The sequence below is a fragment of the Photobacterium sp. SKA34 genome, assembly GCF_000153325.1.
Taxonomy (GTDB): domain Bacteria; phylum Pseudomonadota; class Gammaproteobacteria; order Enterobacterales; family Vibrionaceae; genus Photobacterium.
In genome coordinates this window covers 14,953-36,847 of the sequence record NZ_AAOU01000028.1, presented here as the reverse complement: position 1 = coordinate 36,847, position 21,895 = coordinate 14,953, and the positions used below count along the sequence as shown (strand labels likewise).

Here is a 21,895-nt window from a genome sequence, read left to right as displayed (position 1 = left end):
ATCACTGCCCCTTATTGATGTCTTTTTTTGCGACTTTATTTACTTTGGGTTGCGCAAAAGAAGGTACAGTTAAATCAAAAGAAGCATTGAACTGAGAAAGCTGTTCAGACTGACTACCTTTGGTCGTCACCAAGGAGTGCATATCAACATTAATAAACCATTTAGATTGCTCTGCTCCACCCAGTAATGCAGCTAAGTGACCGTTAGAATCCCCCACCCCTTTAATGCCTACTCGTTGTGAGTTCAAATTTAATGATTCAAGATATACACCGCCCGGTACAACATTCGGTAATTGATTCAATAACTGCGTTGCACGATTTCGCGATTGTTGAATATCAGCAATCACGTTTAGCCTCAGCTGAATCGCTTTACGCTGCTCTTCTAACTTAGGTAGAAAAGCTAATCGTTTTTCGAGTAAATCAATTTCTTGTTGAAATTGGTTATTACGGACTTGTTGTTGTTGTTTTTGCAAATCTAGGTATTGAACTACCCCATAATTCGCTAAAAAAGCGACCAACACAGCAGATGCTATAAGCCCTATAAAACGTTGTTTATGTTGTTTTCGACGCTCTTCACGCCACGGCAGAAGGTTTAATTTATCGATCATGCCATCCCCCGTAATGCTAATCCGGTCGCGACAGCATATTGACCTGACATATCACTCGGTAATGTCACTTTCTTCGGCAGGCTAAAATGTTCAAACGGTTTTATCCAAACAACCTCTAATCCCACTAACTGCTTTAATAGCGCATCTGAAATCAAAGACTGACAACCACCAGCAAGCCATAACCCTTTAATATTGCAGCGAGGATGTGTTGAGTTATAAAGCTGAATTTGGCGCTTTAATTGTTCTGCAAATTGCTCTGTAAAACGCTCGACAGTATTATCTTCATCAATACCTTGTTGATATGGTGAATCCTCAAACTGACTGGTACCAAAGCGAATTTCACGATGGTAAGCGTTGCTACCTTCTGGTTTCATGCAAAATTCTGTGTGGCATTTACCGACATCAACCAGTCCCCACTGTATATACTGGCTGCCTATCTCAGATAAATATTCTGTTAGCCATAACAATGCGTTGGTCTGTAATTCAACGACCATTGGTTTAAGGCCAACTTTCTTTAAAACAGTAACGCGGCTATCGATGGTTTCTTTACGAGAAGCAAATACTTGATATGGTGCTGTAGTGGCAGCTTCTGAGAAACGTTCACTCACCATTGGGAAATAATCAAACCACAATTCTTCGACAGGAAAAGGGGACGCAGCGCCTAAGGCTTGGACAATCGCAAACTCAGCCTCATCTTCATTGAGGCTGGTATCGAGTTGAACAACTTTGCTGATTACAGCACTATCAGGTAAGGCTAAAGTAACGTTTTTGGCTTGCCATGGCAGTTGTTTCTTTAATTGACGTATCGCTGACAACAATGCTGTCGCATTTACATTATGCTGTTCATTGATTACCGATTTGGTTAATTCAACCTCAGCGTATGCAGCCAATTCAAACTGATCTTTTTTCTGCTGTAGCGCCACAGCTTTTATGCTATGGCTACCAATATCTACCCCAACACTTAATGGGTTCCGAAACATCCGTGTTATGCTCCCATGTGGCGAAAAAACAAACTATTTCGAATAAACACCATCAATGGCATTAATTTTCTTTTTGTTATCTTTATACTAGTAATTGAAAGATAATGGATAATGACAATTAGCACGATGGCGTAACGGGAAATCTCAAGTGAAGTTCATAAAGCGATTACTAATACTTGCATTAATTTGCATAATTCTTGGAGTTGGTACTATTTTCGGCTTTTACCTGTATGTAAAGCCAGACCTTCCAGATGTAGCAGAATTAAAAAATGTCGAACTGCAAACACCGATGCAGGTGTATAGCGCAGATGGTAAACTGATTTCACAGTTTGGTGAAAAGCGACGTATACCTCTTACATTAGATGAAATTCCTCTTCTCATGCGAGAAGCTTTTATTGCGACAGAAGATAGTCGTTTTTATGAGCACCCTGGCGTCGATCCCATCGGTATTGCCCGTGCAGCTTTTGTCGTGTTGACATCAGGCTCTGCTCGACAAGGTGCCAGTACTATAACCCAACAGCTTGCACGAAATTTCTTCTTATCCAATGAGAAGAAAATCATGCGTAAAGTCAAAGAAGCTTTCATTGCTATTCACATTGAAAAGTTGCTGACAAAAGATCAAATACTTGACCTCTATTTAAACAAAATTTACCTCGGCTATCGTTCCTATGGTGTAGGTGCAGCAGCGCAAGTGTATTTTGGTAAAACGGTTGATCAACTAACGTTATCTGAAATTGCGGTTATTGCGGGCTTACCAAAAGCGCCATCCACAATGAATCCAATTTATTCCATTGACCGAGCAACAACTCGCCGTAATGTTGTTTTAGGTCGTATGCTTGATGAAGGCTACATCACCAAGGCACAAATGGATGCTGCGCGCGCTGAACCTATTGTCTCTCGCTATCATGGCGCAGAAATTCAACTTTATGCACCTTACGTTGCAGAGCGTGCTCGTGCATGGATGGTAGATCGCTATGGTCCTGCTGCGTATGAAAAAGGCATGAAGGTATATACGACCATTAATAGCAAACTTCAGCTTGATGCCCAGCAAGCCGCAGTAAATAATCTGCTAAGTTATGACCGCCGACACGGTTACCGTGGCCCAACAGCGGTTCTTTGGAAACCAGGACAGCCGGTATTAAATGCCAATCAAATTGTAAATAAACTTCAAGACCAACCTATCTATGGCCAGCTTATCCCTGCAGTCGTAACGAAAGTTAATGGTAAGACCGCAGCTATCGTGACTAAAAAGGGGGATATTGCCACTATTGATTGGAATGGTATGAAATGGGCCCGTAAATTCCTATCTGACTCAAGTCAGGGGCCTGCCCCACAAAAAGCCAGTGATATCCTTACCGCAGGCCAACAAATTTGGGTTCAACATAACCAAAGTACTGTGAGTGATAAAAAAGACAGTGCAGCAGCCACCACGAATCAATGGTTACTTAGCCAAGTCCCCGCTGCTAATACTGCATTTGTTGCGATGTCTCCTGATAACGGAGGGATACTTGCAATGATTGGTGGTTTTAATTACACCCAAAGTAAATTTAACCGTGCAACGCAATCTATTCGTCAAGTGGGCTCAGGTATCAAACCGTTTATCTACTCCGCTGCAATAGAGAAAGGTTTAACCCTTGCAACCCTAATAAATGATGCGCCAATTACTAAATGGGACAAATGGCAAGGAAAAGCATGGCGACCAAAGAACTCTGGCGGTAAATACGGTGGTCCAACTCGTGCCCGTATTGGTTTAGCGCGTTCCATAAACGTAATGGCTATTCGTGCTCTTCGCATTGCAGGATTAGATTTCACCATTGATTATCTAACACGCTTTGGTTTTAAACGTGCTGATTTACCTCGCGCAGAGCCTATCGCACTAGGTGCAGGCAGCTTAACACCACTAGAGCTAGTTCAAGGTTACTCTGTATTTGTAAATGGTGGCTATGCTGTTGAACCGTTCTTAATTAACAAAGTCGATAATAATGATGACCAGTTAATTTACTACGCAGATCCTGCCATTGTTTGTAACGATGCATGTCAAGCGAAAAACCCGCAAGCAAAAATGCAAGTGGCAATGGCAACCGCAGTTGAAGATCATAAATTAGATCCATCGACAGATACCACTGTTTCTACCACTACACTGACAGAAACAGAAAAACCAACGCCGGCAGACCTTGAAAAAGTGATACCTATGCCAGCAGTTCGCTACGCACCAGAGGTGATCAGCGAGCAAAATGCGTTCCTTGTGCGCGAAATGCTAAAAAGTAACATCTGGGGTGAGCCCGGCCATCCATATGGAACAGGCTTTAGAGCAAGAGTACTTAAACGTCATGATATCGGTGGCAAAACGGGAACATCGAATCAAGCGAAAGATGCTTGGTACACAGGTTTTGGTCCAAATATTGTTGCTACAACCTGGGTTGGATTTGATAACTTCCGCCGTGATCTAGGCCGTCATGAATTTGGTGGTACTGCCGCGCAGCCTGCATGGATTAACTTTATGCGTCAGGCGTTGAAAAACACCCCTGAACAAGAAAAGCAAATTCCAAGTGATATTGTAAAAGTGCGTATCGACCGTGCAACAGGTCAGCTGTCAAACCGTAATGATGCAAGCTCAATGTATGAGTATTTCATTAAAGGGACTGAGCCAACACGCTCTGTACAACAAGCGGTTTCAGAGCAAAAATTTGATACAGAAACGGCTGAAGAGTTGTTCTAAACGTTGTTACGTATACAAAAAGAGCGCTCAATGAGCGCTCTTTTTTTATTTTAAATAACAGAAATAGTTTCAGGTATTACGGTTGAGTATGCTTAGCAAAAACTTCTGGCATTTTTTCTTTGATCACTTCAGCGAGCTTTTCATATCGCGCTTTAAGTGGCGAACCAGGACGATAGGCTAATGTAATCAAGCGGGTTGGCTGTGGATGTTTTGCTGCGATATAACACACCCCATCACGACAATGCTCGTTCGGGCTTGCCAATTGTGGTAATAACGTAATACCACTGCCCGCAGCAACCATGTTACGTAACGTTTCTAAACTGGTCGCTTTAAAGCGACCATCATCACGCGCACCGGCAGCAAAACAAAAGCCAAGAGCTTGATTACGTAAGCAGTGTCCATCTTCTAGCATCAATAAACTTTCACCCTGCAACAAAGACATATCAATATCTTTTTCACTCGCCCATTTATGCGTTTCAGGCACAGCTAACATCATCGGCTCATCATAGAGCGGTAACTCAATAAACGGCTCACTTTCTTTTACCGCAGCCAAAATCATGCAATCTAATTTGCCTTCTTCTAACTGTTGAACCAATTGATGGGTTTGCGCTTCATGCAAAAAAAGTTCTAACTCAGGAAATGCTTCTTTTAAGCTTGGGATAATTTGCGGTAACAGGTACGGACCAACCGTAGGAATAAAACCAATATGCAGCGGTCCCGACATACTTTCCCCTTGCACACTAGCAAGTTCTGTAAGTATTTTGACTTCAAGCAACACTTTCTGTGCCTGAGCGACTAAACTCAGGCCTGCGTCAGTGAACAATACTCGACGACTAGTTCTTTCTAATAATGAAACACCTAGCTCATCTTCTAGTTTTCTAATTTGTCCACTTAATGTGGGCTGGCTGACGTAACAAGCTTCAGCTGCTTTGCGAAAATGTTTGTGCTCAGAAAGAGCAACAAGATATTCCAGATCACGAATATTCATTAGCATGTCTTGTAATAGGATTTAACTATTGAAACCATAGCAGTAAACGATTGGAGCTATCAAGAGTAAAGTTACATAATTACTACAGTAAACGGAGCAAATGATTAAGCACTCCGATTACATCAGACTTATTTCTATTTTTAAGGGATTACATTATGTTCGCATCTAAAGAAGGTCAGGCTGTACCACAAGTTACTTTCCACACACGTAAAGGTGATCAGTGGGTTGACGTAACAACTGAAGATTTATTCGCTAATAAGACCGTTGTCGTATTTAGTCTACCTGGCGCATTTACACCAACATGTTCTTCAAGCCACTTACCTCGTTACAACGAGTTAGCATCAGTATTTGCTGAAAATGGCGTGGATGACATCTTATGTGTATCTGTAAACGATACGTTCGTAATGAATGCATGGAAAGCCGATCAAGACGCTGAAAACATCACTTTCATTCCCGATGGTAATGGTGAGTTCACTAAAGGTATGGACATGCTTGTTGAGAAAGATGATCTAGGTTTTGGTGCTCGTTCATGGCGTTACAGCATGCTGGTTAAAAATGGCGTAGTTGAAAAAATGTTCGTTGAAAATGAAGAACCAGGCGACCCATTCAAAGTTTCTGACGCAGACACTATGCTGAAGTACATCGCACCAGAGCAAAAGTTACAAGAATCGATTACCGTATTCTCTAAACCTGGTTGCCCTTTCTGTGTGAAAGCAAAACAAAACTTGATCGACAAAGGTCTACAGTATGAAGAAATTATTCTAGGAAAAGATGCGACTACCGTTTCTTTACGTGCTATTACGGGTCGTAGTACGGTTCCTCAAGTATTCATCGGTGGTAAGCACATCGGTGGTAGCGAAGAGTTAGAAACTTACCTAGGCTAAGTTTTCAAACATTGTCTAGATTGTGGTCCAGATTGTTCATCAATTAAAACCTGCAGTTTAATTGGTGAGCAAAAACAAAACCGCAACAACTCTCCAAATAAAAAGCCCTCTGATGAGGGCTTTTTTTAATCTAAATAATTCGCATAGTAACCGTTAGGCAACATTAACCGTCGGAATTCGCTGCTCTTGATCCAATCGAACTTCAAGCGCGACTTCATCACATGCATGTTGACGCGGACAACGATCGCAATCTTTCATTACCTTTTCTGGTAATAATGATTTCGATGTAGGGATAAAGCCACGCTTCATAAAGAACTCTGGGACACGTGTTAATACAAAGACTTTCTTAATTGCCATTTGTTCGGCTTTTTCAAGCAAGTGCTCAACAATTACTTTACCTTGTCCTTGTTGCTGCCAACCTGCTTCAACACCTAAAGAGCGAATTTCCGCAAGCCCTGAATCATAAACATATAACGACGCACAACCTGTCACGACACCATGATGCTCCGCAACTGCAAATGAGCCAATATCACGGACTAATTCATTTCGATTACGTGGTAGGTTTTCACCAAGCCCCGCCCAGTACACGACCATACCTTCAATCGCATCAAGATCCGTTAAACGAGCACCACGAACCTTCACGCTTGGTGAGTAACGTTTTTCTAACCGCTTCTCTACTTGACCAATCGCATAATCGACTTGATTTGGCGCAACGCCACCCAGTGCACAACGTTTATCTAAACACGATTCAATAGTCAGAATTGGATACACGTCATCATCAATCACTTCAGAAAATTGCTTCATCTCCTCAAGAGATAACTCTTCTAATGCGCAACCTTTGGCAATTGCAGCAACCACAGCAACACCGACAATATGGTGCGCTTCACGGAATGGAATGCCTTTCGCCACTAAATAGTCAGCAAGCTCTGTCGCATTCGAATAACCTTGCATTGCAGCTTCTAAGGTACGGTCTTTATTAACCTGAATACCGTCAAAACAAAGCGCCGCCATTTCCATACAGTCATGCCAGCTATCGAGTGCATCAAACAAGCCTTCTTTGTCTTCTTGCATATCTTTGTTATACGCAAGCGGCAACGCCTTCACTGTCATCATCATGCCAGTCATCGCGCCATAAACACGACCACATTTACCACGAATAAGTTCTAATGCATCTGGGTTTTTCTTTTGTGGCATCAAAGATGATCCTGATGTCACTGTATCTGCTAGCTCAATAAAGTTAGATTCACCTGAGTTGTAGAAGATCAAATCTTCTGCCATACGTGATAGATGAAGCATAGAAATAGAAGCAGTAGAAAGAAGTTCCATCACATGATCGCGATCAGATACTGAATCTAAACTATTACGCGTTGCACGGTGGAAACCTAAGCTATGAGCCAAGACTTCACGGTCAATCGGATAGGCAGTACCAGCTAGTGCGCCAGAGCCTAAAGGACAGGTATCTAAACGATCGAGCGCATCGGTTAAACGAGAATAATCACGCTCAAACATTTCGACATAGGCTAAGCACCAATGGGCAAATGTCACGGGTTGCGCACGTTGAAGGTGGGTATAACCCGGAAGAACCGTGGCTTGATGATCACGTGCGACTGTCACTAACTGCTGTTGAAAGCGATCAAGCATTAATAGCAATTGCTGACCTTGCTGACGACACCATAATTTTAAATCGGTCGCTACCTGATCATTACGTGAGCGTCCAGTATGAAGCTTTTTACCAAGATCACCGACTTTAGCGATCAACTGTTGTTCTACCCAACTATGAATATCTTCAGAATCTGAACGTAAAATTTGCTCAGGATCTTCCATCACAGCAAGCTTTAACTCATTCAATGCTAACTCAAGCTTTTGCTGCTCTTGCTCAGTTAATACATCAACCTGACGTAGGGCTTTAGACCATGCGATTGAGCCAACAATATCTTGCTCTGCTAGACGATAGTCAAAACGCAGTGAATCATTGAATTGTTTAAACCGTGTGTCAGCTGCCTGACTAAAACGTCCGCCCCATAATGCCATGGTACTTCTCCTTTGCTCTACGTATCGACTTGCTTATCTTGCTATGGCGTGATCAAACGGGGCTTAAGTAGGGAGCCCCGTGATTGTTTTTGTTATTTCTTTTGGCTATTTAAAGCACGAATACGACTTGCTAGTGAGTAAAGACGAATGAAACCGCCAGCATGGCTGTGATCATAAACATCATCTTCACCAAAGGTCGCAAACTCTTCAGAATATAAGCTGTTAGTTGAGCGCTTCTGAGTCACGGTTGCTTGACCTTTGTACAGCTTAACGACCACTTCACCACTCACATCTTTTGCTAACTCATCAGCAGCTGCAATTAATGACTGACATAATGGCGTGAACCAACGACCATCATAGATAAGGTGTGACGCTTTAAGACCCAATGTTTGACGGAAATCGAACGATTCTTTATCGAGTACTAGCTGCTCTACCGCACGTAGCGCTTCCATCATAATCGTCCCTCCGGGTGTTTCATAACAACCACGAGACTTCATACCGACTAGACGGTTTTCTACAATATCGATACGACCAACACCGTGATCGATACCTTTTTCATTCAGGTACGTTAGCACGTTGTATGGCGTCATCGCTTCACCATCAACCGCAACGACTTCACCTTGTTCAATCAGTAGCGTGACTGTTTCCGCTTGATCCGGCGCTTGTTCTGGATCTTTTGTCCATACCCAACATAAATCGTTGGGTGCATTCCATGTATCTTCTAACACCCCACCTTCTGTTGATACGTGCCATGCATTCGCATCACGAGAGTAAATTTTTTCAAGCGATGCCGTACATGGAATATCACGCTCAGCAAGGTAATCTAATAGCGCTTCACGACTACGTAGATCCCATTCACGCCAAGGAGCAATTACTTTAAGCTGTGGTGCTAGTGCGGCAAATGCACCTTCAAAACGTACCTGATCGTTACCTTTACCAGTACATCCATGACATAACGCATCTGCACCAAATTCCAATGCACATTCAACTTGTGCTTTAGCAATAATTGGACGCGCCATTGAAGTACCCAGTAGGTATTTACCTTCGTACACAGCACCGGTTTTTAAGGATGGGTAGATATAATCTTTCACCATCTCTTCTTTAAGATCGGCGATGTAACAAGATGAAGCTCCTGAAGCCAATGCTTTTTCTTCAATACCAACCAGCTCTTCTTCGCCTTGACCCACATCAGCTACGAATGCGACAACTTCACAATCATAGTTTTCTTTCAACCATGGAATGATAGCCGATGTATCTAAACCGCCAGAATAGGCTAATACAACTTTATTAATCTTGCTCATATGCTGTTCTCCTTATCAGCCTTGCGGTTATTCCGTTCAGGCGATGTGCTAAATATTGTTAACTTAAATTCAATTACAACGTAAATTTGGTACCGATGCTTTCGCCATCAAATAGTGCTGTTAATTTTTCAGGGGAACGCCAACTCGCCACTTCAATAGGACGGCCTAGCGCTTTTGCGGCATCAAATGCTGCGCGTACTTTGACAATCATGCCATCGGTGATCACCGCTTGTTCAATTAACGATTCAGCCTCGGCTTCTGTTAACGCTTCAACTAACTGCCCTTTACCATCTAATACACCACTCACATCAGAGAGTAATACCAATTCACCATCAACGGCGGCGGCAACAGCAACAGCGGCTTGGTCGGCATTGACATTCATCAACTCGCCCTGCCCGTCTAAACCTATTGAGCTAATGATAGGCATATAACCTGCCGCCATTGTTTGTGTGATGAAAGTGCCATTACCCGGCTTAGCGTTACCCACTGAGCCTAATTCTGGATCTAATTGTGAAACTTCACACAAACCGCCATCAGCCAGACTGAGTCCTACAGCCTTTACGCCAGACTTAATCGCCTGCCCTTGAAGTAATTTGTTCGCAGTCCCTGCTAATGCACCAGCAATAAGAGCAATTTGATCACTAGGCGTTACGCGTAAACCTTGTTTTTTCACTATCGGTAGTTGCAGTTTTGCCATTAAGTCATCAACCAAATACCCTCCACCGTGCACTAACATTAATGGGCGCTGCGAATTAGCTTGATAATGATTAATCGCCGAAAATAACTTTTCTAAGGTTTCTGTGCATGAAAGTACTGCACCACCTAATTTGATGACCAATGGACCCTGACTCATCATCGAACTCCTACGCTAAAGCTGTTAATTGCGGGAAACCATTTCGAATATTTATGCACTGCATCGCTTGCGAAGAAGCCCCTTTCAAAAGGTTATCAATCGCTGATGTTAAAATGATATGTTGACCATCCACATGCCAGCCAATATCACAGAAACAATTACCCACCACATTCTGTAGACGTGCCGCTTGTGTTCCTAACAGTCGTACCGCATGTGTATCTGATGAAGATGCATAAGCAAGAGTAAAGGCTTCTGTTACCTGATCTAATGTAGTGCCGTCAGCTAATTTCGCTGTAATCGTTGCAAGAATCCCGCGTTTAAAGTTGCCGAGATGCGGGGTAAAAATAACGTCTCGGCCTAGGTGAGTACTGATTTCAGGCTGATGACGGTGGGAAAATAAACCGTAAGCTTGGAGGCTTACTTCGCAGAAACTATTAGTCATGGTCGCTTTTCTACCAGCGCCAGACACACCACTGACCGCATTAATCACTGGCCACTGCTCGGTATCGAGTAAACCCGCTTCAATTAATGGTTTAAGCGCTAATTGTGAAGCTGTTGGGTAACAGCCTGGAACAGCAATTAATTGTGCGTTAGCAATTAGATCATGATTCCATTCAGCTAAACCATAAACCGCTTGTTCAAGCCAATCTGAATACTGGTGTTCAAAACCATAATACTGGGTATAGAAATCATCACCTTTCACACGAAAGGCACCGGATAAATCAAAAACCTGACACCCTTGATTAAGAAAACTGACAGCAAGGTCATGGCTGACTTGGTGAGCCGTGGCAAGTAAAACAACGTCAGCATCTTTAGCTATATCAGTTGGACTGATTAAAGGTTGTAACGGTAAATCAACAATGCCTTTCAATTGACCATGTAAATCACTTAGCTGTTTACCTGCATCAAGGCTATTTTCAGAAACAAATAAACCCGCAAGTTCTAAATGAGGATGCTTAACCACCATTTTCGCAAGTTCTGCGCCGGTATAGCCACTTGCACCGATAATTAGAGTCTTTAACATTACAAATTCCATTTTTAGTCTAATGATTGTTGTTACCGTTTAGGCGCAAATCTGGCTTTAGTCTTTATATTTTCGCAGCAGTAACGTGTAACAAGGAGTGCTGAAAACAGCAAATAAGAGGGGCGCATACGCACCAAGCGAATATGACTTAGCGTCGTCGGAAGGTATGAGTAAAAAGCTTCGCTTGGTTCATGTTAAAACATCCTAAATTAACAATGGAGACCCGGCATTCCTTGCTCAGGTTACGGCTAAATAAAACAATAAAATATTCGTTTACGTTGCATTTATATGTTTACTGATTAATTAACGTACTGTCAACAGAAAAGCCTTAAAAACCTCACTTTCACCATTCTTTCGAAACTTTTTCTTTATCTTTTCGTAACACTTTCATCATTCATCGATTTGACATCAGTTTGAGACAATATTATTACTAACTGTTATTTGTTAGCAAAAGAGCAATAATGAAACAAAATTACAGACTTCAATCACATTTATGACCAAAATCAAAATAGAGCGGTTTTAACGCTTATAAATGTAATGATAGTTGACCTCAAAGTGAGATCACGGATAGATTGTCTGTTAGAAGTTTAAATTGGATGTAACTAAATTACGAGATGGATGCGATATGAATGAGAAATACAGCACGTTAAAAAGTAACGTAAGTATGCTAGGCCACCTGCTTGGTAATACCATTAAAACGGCACATGGTGACGAACTGTTAGATAAAGTCGAAACTATTCGTAAACTATCTAAGTCAGCACATTCTGGTAGTGAAGAAGATCGTGCAAAGCTTATCGATGAGCTACAGAACTTACCCGATGATCAATTACTTCCAGTTGCTCGTGCCTTTAGCCAATTCCTGAATCTCACGAATATTGCAGAGCAATACCATACTATATCTCGTCAATGTGAAACCACATTATGCAGCCCTGATGCCCTCGATGAGCTATTTAATAAGCTGACCGATAATGACGTCAATCAGCTTGATTCTATTGAAGCGGTTCGTGAACTTAACATTGATTTGGTGCTCACAGCACACCCAACAGAAATTGCTCGACGTACCATGATTCACAAATTGGTACAGATTAATAAATGTTTATCTCAATTAGAGCTTAGCGAGTTATCAACCTCTGAACGAGCACGTATTGAACAGCGTCTTGAACAGCTTATTGCACAAGCATGGCACTCAGATGTTATTCGTCAGCAACGTCCAACCCCGATTGATGAAGCCAAATGGGGCTATGCTGTTATTGAAAATTCATTATGGCAAGCGGTACCAGAATTTCTTCGCCTATTTGATGAAAAATTACAGCAACACCTTGGCGAAGCCCTGCCTCTTGACGCATCACCAGTCACCTTCTCTTCGTGGATGGGTGGAGACCGAGATGGTAATCCATTTGTTACTTCGAATGTGACACGTGAAGTGCTCGCTTTATCACGCTGGAAAGCGGCTGATCTTTATCTCAATGATATTCAAGAGTTAATCAACGAATTATCCATGACTCAGTGCAACGAGACGGTGCGTGAGCTTGCAGGCGAAGAACATGAACCTTACCGCGCGATCCTAAAACAGCTACGCACTAAGCTGGTTCATACTCGTGACAACCTTGATGCGAAAATTCATGGTCAAAAACCCGCCTCCGATATTGTTATTGAAGATATTGCAGAGCTGTGGGGCCCACTGCATGCATGTTACCAATCATTGCATGAGTGTGGCATGGCTATTATTGCTGATGGTCTACTGCTTGATACATTACGTCGCGTTAAATGTTTTGGCGTACACTTAGTCCGTTTAGATATTCGTCAAGAAAGTACTCGTCATTCAGATGTAATTTCAGAACTTACTCGTTACCTTGGACTGGGTGATTACGATCAATGGAGCGAGCAAGATAAAATTGCTTTCCTTGTTCGTGAACTATCATCAAAACGCCCACTCCTTCCTCGTGATTGGGAGCCATCTGCAGAGGTTAAAGAAGTCATTGAAACCTGTAAAACTATTGCTGAGCAATCCCGTGAAGCATTAGGCTCATACGTAATTTCAATGGCGCGTACGGCCTCTGATGTACTTGCAGTTCACTTACTACTGCAAGAAGCAGGCTGTCCATTTAGAATGGATGTCTGTCCATTATTTGAAACTCTGGATGACTTGAATAATGGTGCAGATGTTATTGAGCAACTACTGAATATTGACTGGTATCGTGGCTTTATTCAAAACCACCAAATGGTCATGATCGGCTACTCTGATTCAGCTAAAGATGCGGGTGTAATGTCAGCAGGTTGGGCGCAATATAGCGCTATGGAAAAACTGGTTGATGTCTGCGAACAAGCTGGTGTTGAAATTACCTTATTCCATGGCCGTGGCGGTAGTATTGGTCGTGGTGGTGCACCAGCACATGCCGCACTATTATCTCAACCACCACGCAGCTTAAAAGGTGGCTTACGTGTGACCGAGCAAGGTGAAATGATCCGCTTTAAGTTAGGTTTACCAGAAGTCGCTATCAATAGTTTGAGCCTTTACGCGAGTGCAACACTTGAAGCCAACCTACTTCCGCCTCCAGCACCTAAACAAGAATGGCGTGAACTGATGGATGTGTTGTCTGAAGTCTCTTGTGAAGCTTACCGTAATGTTGTGCGTGTTGATCCTGAATTTGTTCCTTACTTCCGCGCTGCTACGCCTGAACTTGAGTTAGGTAAACTGCCTCTAGGTTCTCGTCCGGCGAAACGTAATCCGCAAGGTGGCGTAGAAAGCTTACGCGCGATCCCATGGATTTTTGCATGGAGTCAAAACCGTCTATTGCTACCAGCATGGCTGGGTGCAGGTGAAGCAATTCAGTATTCAATAAACAAAGGTCACGCGAAATTGTTAGAAGATATGTGCCGAGAGTGGCCTTTCTTCTCTACACGTCTAGGTATGCTTGAAATGGTTTACACCAAAACCAATACAGGTATTGCTAAATACTATGACGAGCGTCTAACAGACGAGTCTCTATGGCCATTAGGTCAAAAGCTTCGTGATCAATTGGGTAAAGATATTAAGGCCGTATTAACGGTTGAAAATAACGATCACTTAATGGAACAAGACCCTTGGGGTGCAGAATCCATTCGATTACGTAACATTTATGTTGAACCTCTTAACATGCTACAGGCAGAACTGTTATATCGAACTCGACAGCAGGAAGAGTTACCTTCAGCACTTGAAGAAGCATTAATGGTTACTATTGCTGGTATTGCGACAGGTATGCGTAATACTGGCTAGCAGATTGCGATAATTAATAAGGGCCATTTGCTGGCCCTTTTTTTTCCCCGTTATTTATCGATATGTTAAGAAAAATCTTTTTTGTCTCAATATTGATACAGCATAAAGTTTCTTAACAGAGCTATGATAGTTGTAACTTCGATATGAGAGAAGATGTATAAGATTATTCAAGTCTTAATCGTGCAAGTGATTTTTCGCTATCGAAGTAAGGTCACAAGATAATAAATTTGCAAGCCCGTATATCAGATATTTCATCTTGAAGTATCGATATTAAGCAAATTAATGATATTGTATGCGGTCGCAACCGATCTATAAGATATTAAGATTATAAATAAAAAACGCCATTACGAAGCGTATGTAATCTAGTTCGGTTGTTATTTTTATTTGACGTATTTAACGGATAGAAGAGATGTCACTACCACACGTAATTTTAACCGTGCTGAGCAACAGAGAAGCAACGGGTTATGATATAACTAAAGAGTTTTCTCATAGTATTGGCTATTTTTGGAAAGCGAGCCACCAGCAGGTGTATCGTGAATTAAATAAGATGGCTACTAACGATCAAGTAACATGTCGACTTGAGCCTCAAGAGGGTAAGCCTGATCGTAAAGTCTATGCCATCACAGATGCTGGTCGCCAAGCACTATTTAATTGGTTTGAAGAGCCTGCACGTAATCCCACAACTCGCGATGAGTTCTCAGCAAAGCTGTTAGTTTGTGGTGTTCACAATTCAGAACCAATGCAAAAGCAACTTGCTGCATTGATCGATGAATCTCAAACACTGATCGGCCATTACAAAGAGCTAGAAAAACTTCATTTCGGTGATTATAAGTCAATGGACCGCCAACAACGCTTAGATCGTTTAACACTTCGTCGTGGTTTACATAACCGCCAAGCCTGGATTGACTGGGCTGAAGAAGTGCTTGTTGAGCTAAAAGATATGGACAGTAACGGCAGCCCTGTTGCGCTGTAATTCGTTATCTTCCTCATAAAATAAATAAACCGCAGTTTACTGCGGTTTATTTTTTACGGCACAAACTAATCGCAACGCTGCTTTTAAAAAATAAAAAGCCCGCCAATAACAAGCGGGCTTTAACATTTTATCAAACCGTTACAGTAAACACGCCAGACGATTTATATCTGATAATAATGCACCAGCAGTCACATCACGCCCTGCTCCTGGTCCTCGAATCACTAACGGATTATCACGGTACCAATGACTTTCAATAGCAAAGATATTATCGCACGGAAGTAAATTAGCTAGCGCATGCTCTTGTGGTAAGGCTTCAACACCAACATAGGCGTTACCGTGACGATCTAATCGAGCCACATAACGCAGAACTTTTTCTTCCTCACGCGCACTTTCTAATCGCTCGGCTAAAATCTCGTCAAGTACTTGGGTTTGCTCAAAAAACTGCTCAACAGATAATGTTGCAAGATCGCTTGGGACTAAGCTTTCAACTTTTACCTGCTCAGGTTCAATGTCTAGGCCTGATTCACGGGCTAATATCACGAGCTTACGCATCACATCACTGCCATCTAAATCGTGGCGAGGATCTGGCTCAGTGAGTCCTTGCTGCCATGCTTGTTCTACTAACTCAGAAAATGGCACACTGCCATCATACTGTTGGAACAACCAAGACAAGGTGCCTGAGAAAATACCAGAAACAGCGATGATCTGATCGCCACTCTCTCGTAAATCACGAACAGTGTGATTCACCGGAAGCCCAGCACCAACTGTCGCGTTATACAACCAATGACGGCTACTTTTCGCAAACGCATCAATCACCGCATGATAGTCTTTGCTGCTCGCAGAGCCCGCCACTTTATTCGCTGAAATTAAGTGTAAACCGTGTTCAGCTATTTCAGCATAACGCTTTGACAGCTCACTACTTGCAGTTACATCAAGCACAATCACATCATCATAATCAGCATTCGCAAGGTGAGAAAAAAGTGCACTCTCTTGATACTCTATTGCTTCTTGTTCAAATTGTGTCAGTGCTAGTGAGGGATCTATACCTGTAAAGTTCATCCAACCACGACGACTATCGAGTATCCCTATTAAAGTGAAACTTAAACCATGACGTTTTTCTAACGCTAATTTCTCTCGGTCGAATAATTCAAGCCAACGGGTACCAATATTGCCTTTACCGCAAAGTACTAGCCCTACGCGTTTTTGAGCTTGAAAGAGCGCTTGGTGAATGTCACTAACCAAACTTTCAGTTTCAACATGACGCAATACCGCAACCAAACTTAATCCCGAATCAGCTTCTGTCATAAACTCAACCGGTAAGCCTTTTAGCTGCTGATAAAAGCCATGACAGTGAACAGGGTTATTGATCACCCCAGCGCCCACGGCTGCAACCATTGAAAAGCCTTCTCGCAACCGTAATTCGGCAGGTGTACCGCTATCTTGCAATAAATTTAATACGTCATTAACCACCTCTCGAGTATAAGCCAGCATAATACGGCCTTTACTCTGCTCTAGACTTTGCGCTAAAGGCGCTAGTTGATGGCGCGACAATAAACGCTCAACATCTTCGCGTACATGTTGAACATCCATACCTCGTGGTACGTCAACTTCAATCAAACACACATCATCAAGCGAAGAGACAATTTTTGCCCCTCGACCGGATGCCAGAACACGCTCTACTCGCGTTGAACCTGATTCTGGTTGATGGCTACAGCGCAGTGTTAAATCTATCGCACTTTGCGCCACAGGTTGTAATGTACGGCTATGCAAAACAGGGGCAGCAAGGCGAGCAAGCTCATTGGCTTCATCTAATCGTAATAACGGTAATAAACAGGCATCGCTCACTTTACGTGGATCAGCACTATAAACCCCAGCGACATCACTCCAAATCGTGACTCGATAAACATCTGCTAACGCACCAATAATTGTCGCAGAATAATCTGAACCATTGCGACCAAGTAAGACGGTTTCCCCTTGACCATTTTGGGCCATGAAGCCTGTGATCACTAAACGGTGATGGCTATGCTGTGCAAACTGCTGTTGCAATAATGGCTTCGATGATCGGCTATCGACTTCTGGCTGTGCGGCGTGTTCGGCGCGTAAAAATAACCGAGAATCCAAATCTTTGGCAGGTAAGTCACGTTGGCACAATAATGCAGCTAGTAATCGCGCAGACCATATTTCACCATACCCTTGGATAGTGCCTCGAAGTGCTGGACTAATAGTACTTTCACCATAGCGAGCAATCGTTGATAGGTCATCATGTAACAACGCAATCAAACGTTCTGCTGTCGGTAAAGAAAGCAAAGACTCAATTAATTGTTGCTGATAACTGCGCACAGATAACAAGGTTTCATGTGCTTGACGGCCATCTTTTTCTAATTGCGCTAACCATGATATAAGTTGATTTGTTGTCTTTCCTGCGGCTGAAACAACAATTAAATCTTCATTGTTTGAATACTCAGCCAGAATATCCGCTACTCGGTGATAGCACTCAGGATCGGCTAAGCTACTACCGCCAAATTTATGTAATTGGCGTAATGCTTTTGTCATTAGTGGGCCTCCGCTGCGAGCTTAAAGGCTTGATCAATATCTTCAATTAAATCACGAGGGTCTTCAAGACCAACTGAAAGACGTAATAATGAGGTTGTGATCCCTGCTTCTGCCTGTGCTTCATCTGACATAGCACGGTGAGTCATACTTGATGGATGAGCAATTAAGCTTTCAGTGCCACCTAACGATTCAGCCAGTGAAAACAGTTTTAACTCTTTCACAAACACTTCAAGTTGGGCTTGATCACCCGCAAACTCAAAACTCATCATAGAGCCAAAGCCTTTTTGCTGACGTTTGGCAATCTCGTGACCGGGATGTGATGGAAGGCTTGGATGATAAATAGTACCCACCATCGCTTGTTGCTGAAGGTAATCGAGTACCGCTACGCCATTCTCTTCATGCATTCTCATACGTGGTGATAATGTACGTAAACCTCGCAGAGTTAGGTAAGCATCAAATGGTGCGCCAGTAGCACCAATACAGTTCGCCCACCAAGCAATAGTTTCTGCCATTTCGGCATCTTTTGAAATCAGTACCCCACCAACCACATCCGAGTGTCCATTGAGGTACTTAGTTGTTGAGTGAACAACAAAGTCAGCCCCTAATACAATAGGTTGTTGTAACAGTGGCGATAGGAAAGTGTTATCTACAGCAACGAGACAACCCACGGCTTTTGCTTGCTGACACAGAGACGCAATATCAATCACACGCACTAATGGGTTAGACGGCGTTTCAACCCAGATTAATTTTGGTTTTTTTTCTAAAGCGGCAGCCAGTGCTTCTTGATCAGATTGGTCAACAAACTCAACCTTAAAGTCACCTTTATTGGCGCGAGTATTAAATAATCGATAAGTACCACCATAACAATCATGCGGCGCAACAATTAAATCATCAGGGCCTAATAATGCCGTAACTAATAAATTCATCGCAGCCGTACCACAACTGGTTACCACACCACCAGCACCGCCTTCCATCTCACTAAGCGCGTCAGCTAACGTATTTCTTGTTGGGTTGCCCGAACGAGAATAATCATATTGCGGTACTTCGCCAAAAGCTGGAAAGCTATAGGTCGACGTTAAATAAATAGGAGGAACAACAGCATTATATTGAGAGTCAACATCAATACCGGTTCTTACTGCAATTGTCGCCAGTCGCTTATCACTCATACAAACATTCCTTGTCGGGGCAGGATTTAACCCAAGATAATAAATTTATAACAACTTTAACCACTACAAAACAAGACGTCAACACACCTAGACGTCTATATGTCTTTGCTTATGGCAGTAAATCCCGCTAAAATTCAGCCATAACAAAATAATGGTAACAACCTTACTGTAATTTTTCTGTTCAATACGGGACAAAACCGCGATGTTCACGTAATATCGCCACCCTACAATCCCCGTAGCTAACAGAAAATGTCGATTCCTGTTACCACCATTATTAACCCAAATATCGCTGAGAAGGTAAAACATGGCAAAGTGGAATGGCGAATATATTAGCCCTTACGCGGAACACGGTAAGAAAAACGAACAAGTAAAAAAAATTACTGTTTCGATTCCATTAAAGGTGCTTAAGATTCTGACTGATGAACGTACTCGTCGTCAGGTGAATAACCTTCGCCACGCAACAAATAGCGAATTACTTTGTGAAGCCTTTCTTCATGCCTACACAGGTCAACCGCTTCCTACTGATGATGACATTCGTAAAGATCGTCCAGACGATTTACCTGCAGAAGCAAAAGCATTAATGGACGCGATGGGCATTAGCTACGAAGACATTAATGAATAAGTATTGCAGCACTATGTATACTAAAAAACCAGCCATTAGGCTGGTTTTTATTTATTTCTCATCAACACAATAGCGCGATTAAACTTCCATATAACCCATTGGCATCTCAATACGCGCGACGCCTGAATCAATAGCCGCTTGTGCGACAGCTTTTGCAACACGCGGTAATAAACGCGGATCCATCGGTTTTGGAATAATATAATCTCGCCCAAATTCAAGGTGTGGTGCACCCGAAGCCTCAAGCACACTTTGTGGTACAGGCTCTTTCGCTAACTCTCTAATTGCATGAACGGCTGCTAATTTCATTTCATCATTAATTTGACTTGCACGCACATCCAATGCACCGCGGAAAATAAACGGGAAACACAGAACATTATTCACTTGGTTAGGGTAATCAGATCGCCCCGTTCCCATAATTAAATCATCTCTGACTTGATGAGCTAATTCTGGTTTTATTTCAGGATCAGGGTTAGAGCAAGCAAATACAATTGGGTTTTCAGCCATTAACGCTAGCGCATCAGGTTGTAATAAATCAGGACCTGATACACCAACGAAAATATCGGCCCCCGCAATCACATCTTCTAATGTGCGCTTATCTGTATTATTAGCAAATAGCTGCTTATATTCATTTATATCATCACGGCGAGTATGAATAACGCCTTTACGATCGAGCATATAAATTTTTTCACGTTGCGCGCCACATTTGATCAATAGCTCCATACACGCAACAGCAGCAGCCCCCGCTCCCAAACAAACAATCATCGCTTCACTAATTTCTTTACCTTGTAGCTCTAAGGCATTGATCATACCAGCGGCTGTAACAATCGCCGTACCATGCTGATCATCGTGAAACACAGGAACATTACAACGTTCAATTAAGCGTTGTTCGATCTCAAAGCAATCAGGCGCTTTAATATCTTCTAAATTAATGCCACCAAAGGTATCGGCAATATTTGCAACAGTATCAACGAACTCATCAATAGTGCGATGTTTTACTTCAATATCAATTGAATCAATACCAGCAAACCTCTTAAAAAGTAATGACTTTCCTTCCATAACAGGCTTAGAAGCTAACGGACCTAAATTACCAAGACCTAAAATAGCGGTACCATTGGTGATCACTGCAACCATATTACCTTTCGCGGTATATTTATAAACGTTATCAGGATCTTGAGCGATTTCCCTAACGGGCTCAGCAACACCAGGGCTATACGCTAAAGCAAGATCTTCAACAGTATTTGCAGACTTAGTCAGTGCAACGGCTATTTTTCCAGGAGTAGGAAGAGAATGGTAATCTAGAGCTTGTTGACGAAAATCTTCGGTCATAGTGATATTTGAGCCTCAACGCTGACATTTATAATGGCAAATTACATCTATGTGTAATTCGTATTTGTTATTAAATCATATGCCATTAAGTATTAATTTCCCAGCTTATAGCCCACAGTTATTCTTCTCATATTTTATTGAGGCATAAAAAAAGGGATGATTTCGCATCCCTTTTTTCTAAACTCATCTGGCAAGTAATTACTTGCTAGTAAGCGCACCGAAACGCTTGTTGAATTTGTCAACACGGCCGCCAGAACTAACTTGACGTTGCTTACCTGTGTAGAATGGGTGGCACTTGTCGCATACATCAAGGTTGATGTCTTTACCCATAGTAGAGTTAAATGCGAAAGTGTTGCCACAAGAACAACGTGCGTTTACTGCTTTGTACTCAGGATGAATACCTTGTTTCATGGGATAACCTCAAAATAAAGGCCGTGTCGCTCTCCCGATCCAAAGCCGGGCACCACACGTCGTTAAAAAATAGCTTGCCACATTATGTGACAAATCAGGCGGCGTATAGTAATCAATCATACCGCGGAGATCAATACAGATGCCGATTTTTCACGCGTAATTTCTTTGTGCTGCACCGCGTTCTTCATCTATTAGACTTAA

At 42.4% G+C, this 21,895-nt stretch carries 16 protein-coding genes; 5 read left to right on the top strand and 11 right to left on the bottom strand.

What is annotated here, in order from left to right; all coding sequences use genetic code 11:
* Position 1: 1 nt before the first annotated feature.
* Both SKA34_RS00625 and pilM read right to left on the bottom strand, forming a co-directional pair.
* The gene (locus SKA34_RS00625; protein WP_006643561.1) at positions 2-607 is read right to left on the bottom strand and encodes a PilN domain-containing protein; all 606 of its coding nucleotides are present in this window, start codon (positions 605-607) and stop codon (positions 2-4) included.
* Entirely contained in the window at positions 604-1,587 is a 984-nt protein-coding gene (gene pilM, locus SKA34_RS00620) for a type IV pilus biogenesis protein PilM (protein ID WP_006643560.1), read from the bottom strand. Before pilM ends, SKA34_RS00625 begins: the two co-directional genes overlap by 4 nt.
* A 148-nt stretch (positions 1,588-1,735) precedes the next feature.
* On the opposite strand from pilM, the gene SKA34_RS00615 reads away from it, so the two are divergent.
* Complete coding sequence (locus SKA34_RS00615; protein ID WP_006643559.1) at positions 1,736-4,306, top strand: penicillin-binding protein 1A; 2,571 nt, start codon at positions 1,736-1,738, stop codon at positions 4,304-4,306.
* Between the two features lie 76 nt (positions 4,307-4,382).
* On the opposite strand, the gene oxyR is transcribed toward SKA34_RS00615, so the two are convergent.
* Positions 4,383-5,294, bottom strand: a complete 912-nt coding sequence (oxyR, locus tag SKA34_RS00610; RefSeq protein WP_006643558.1) for a DNA-binding transcriptional regulator OxyR — start codon at positions 5,292-5,294, stop codon at positions 4,383-4,385.
* Between the two features lie 155 nt (positions 5,295-5,449).
* On the opposite strand from oxyR, the gene SKA34_RS00605 reads away from it, so the two are divergent.
* A complete protein-coding gene (locus SKA34_RS00605; protein ID WP_006643557.1) occupies positions 5,450-6,178 on the top strand; it encodes a glutathione peroxidase in 729 nt (242 codons plus the stop codon).
* Between the two features lie 153 nt (positions 6,179-6,331).
* Here SKA34_RS00605 and argH read toward each other — a convergent pair whose 3' ends face one another.
* From argH to argC, 4 genes are all read right to left on the bottom strand, one after another.
* The gene (argH, locus tag SKA34_RS00600) at positions 6,332-8,209 is read right to left on the bottom strand and encodes an argininosuccinate lyase (protein WP_006643556.1); all 1,878 of its coding nucleotides are present in this window, start codon (positions 8,207-8,209) and stop codon (positions 6,332-6,334) included.
* 92 nt (positions 8,210-8,301) lie between these two features.
* The gene (locus SKA34_RS00595; protein ID WP_006643555.1) at positions 8,302-9,510 is read right to left on the bottom strand and encodes an argininosuccinate synthase; all 1,209 of its coding nucleotides are present in this window, start codon (positions 9,508-9,510) and stop codon (positions 8,302-8,304) included.
* Between the two features lie 73 nt (positions 9,511-9,583).
* Entirely contained in the window at positions 9,584-10,363 is a 780-nt protein-coding gene (gene argB / locus SKA34_RS00590) for an acetylglutamate kinase (RefSeq protein WP_006643554.1), read from the bottom strand.
* A 10-nt stretch (positions 10,364-10,373) separates the two neighbouring features.
* Positions 10,374-11,387: an N-acetyl-gamma-glutamyl-phosphate reductase gene (argC, locus tag SKA34_RS00585; RefSeq protein ID WP_006643553.1), complete on the bottom strand. Its 1,014-nt coding sequence runs from the start codon at positions 11,385-11,387 to the stop codon at positions 10,374-10,376.
* A gap of 625 nt (positions 11,388-12,012) precedes the next feature.
* Here argC and ppc point away from each other — a divergent pair.
* Positions 12,013-14,643: a phosphoenolpyruvate carboxylase gene (ppc, locus tag SKA34_RS00580; protein WP_006643552.1), complete on the top strand. Its 2,631-nt coding sequence runs from the start codon at positions 12,013-12,015 to the stop codon at positions 14,641-14,643.
* Between the two features lie 409 nt (positions 14,644-15,052).
* Positions 15,053-15,616 carry a PadR family transcriptional regulator gene (locus tag SKA34_RS00575; RefSeq protein ID WP_006643551.1) on the top strand — a complete coding sequence of 188 codons (564 nt, stop codon included), beginning with the start codon at positions 15,053-15,055 and terminating at the stop codon, positions 15,614-15,616.
* A gap of 138 nt (positions 15,617-15,754) precedes the next feature.
* On the opposite strand, the gene SKA34_RS00570 is transcribed toward SKA34_RS00575, so the two are convergent.
* Positions 15,755-18,169 (bottom strand): bifunctional aspartate kinase/homoserine dehydrogenase II, encoded by a 2,415-nt coding sequence (locus tag SKA34_RS00570; RefSeq protein ID WP_006643550.1) that lies wholly within the window; start codon positions 18,167-18,169, stop codon positions 15,755-15,757.
* Positions 18,169-19,335: an O-succinylhomoserine (thiol)-lyase gene (locus SKA34_RS00565; protein WP_006643549.1), complete on the bottom strand. Its 1,167-nt coding sequence runs from the start codon at positions 19,333-19,335 to the stop codon at positions 18,169-18,171. Before SKA34_RS00565 ends, SKA34_RS00570 begins: the two co-directional genes overlap by 1 nt.
* Before the next feature lie 304 nt (positions 19,336-19,639).
* Here SKA34_RS00565 and metJ point away from each other — a divergent pair, with 304 nt between their 5' ends.
* Positions 19,640-19,957, top strand: coding sequence for a met regulon transcriptional regulator MetJ (metJ, locus tag SKA34_RS00560; protein WP_005371859.1), 318 nt, complete (start codon positions 19,640-19,642; stop codon positions 19,955-19,957).
* Positions 19,958-20,035: 78 nt separating this feature from the next.
* On the opposite strand, the gene SKA34_RS00555 is transcribed toward metJ, so the two are convergent.
* A complete protein-coding gene (locus tag SKA34_RS00555) occupies positions 20,036-21,283 on the bottom strand; it encodes a malic enzyme-like NAD(P)-binding protein (RefSeq protein WP_006643548.1) in 1,248 nt (415 codons plus the stop codon).
* A gap of 198 nt (positions 21,284-21,481) precedes the next feature.
* Positions 21,482-21,694, bottom strand: a complete 213-nt coding sequence (rpmE, locus tag SKA34_RS00550) for a 50S ribosomal protein L31 (protein WP_006643547.1) — start codon at positions 21,692-21,694, stop codon at positions 21,482-21,484.
* Positions 21,695-21,895: the final 201 nt, after the last annotated feature.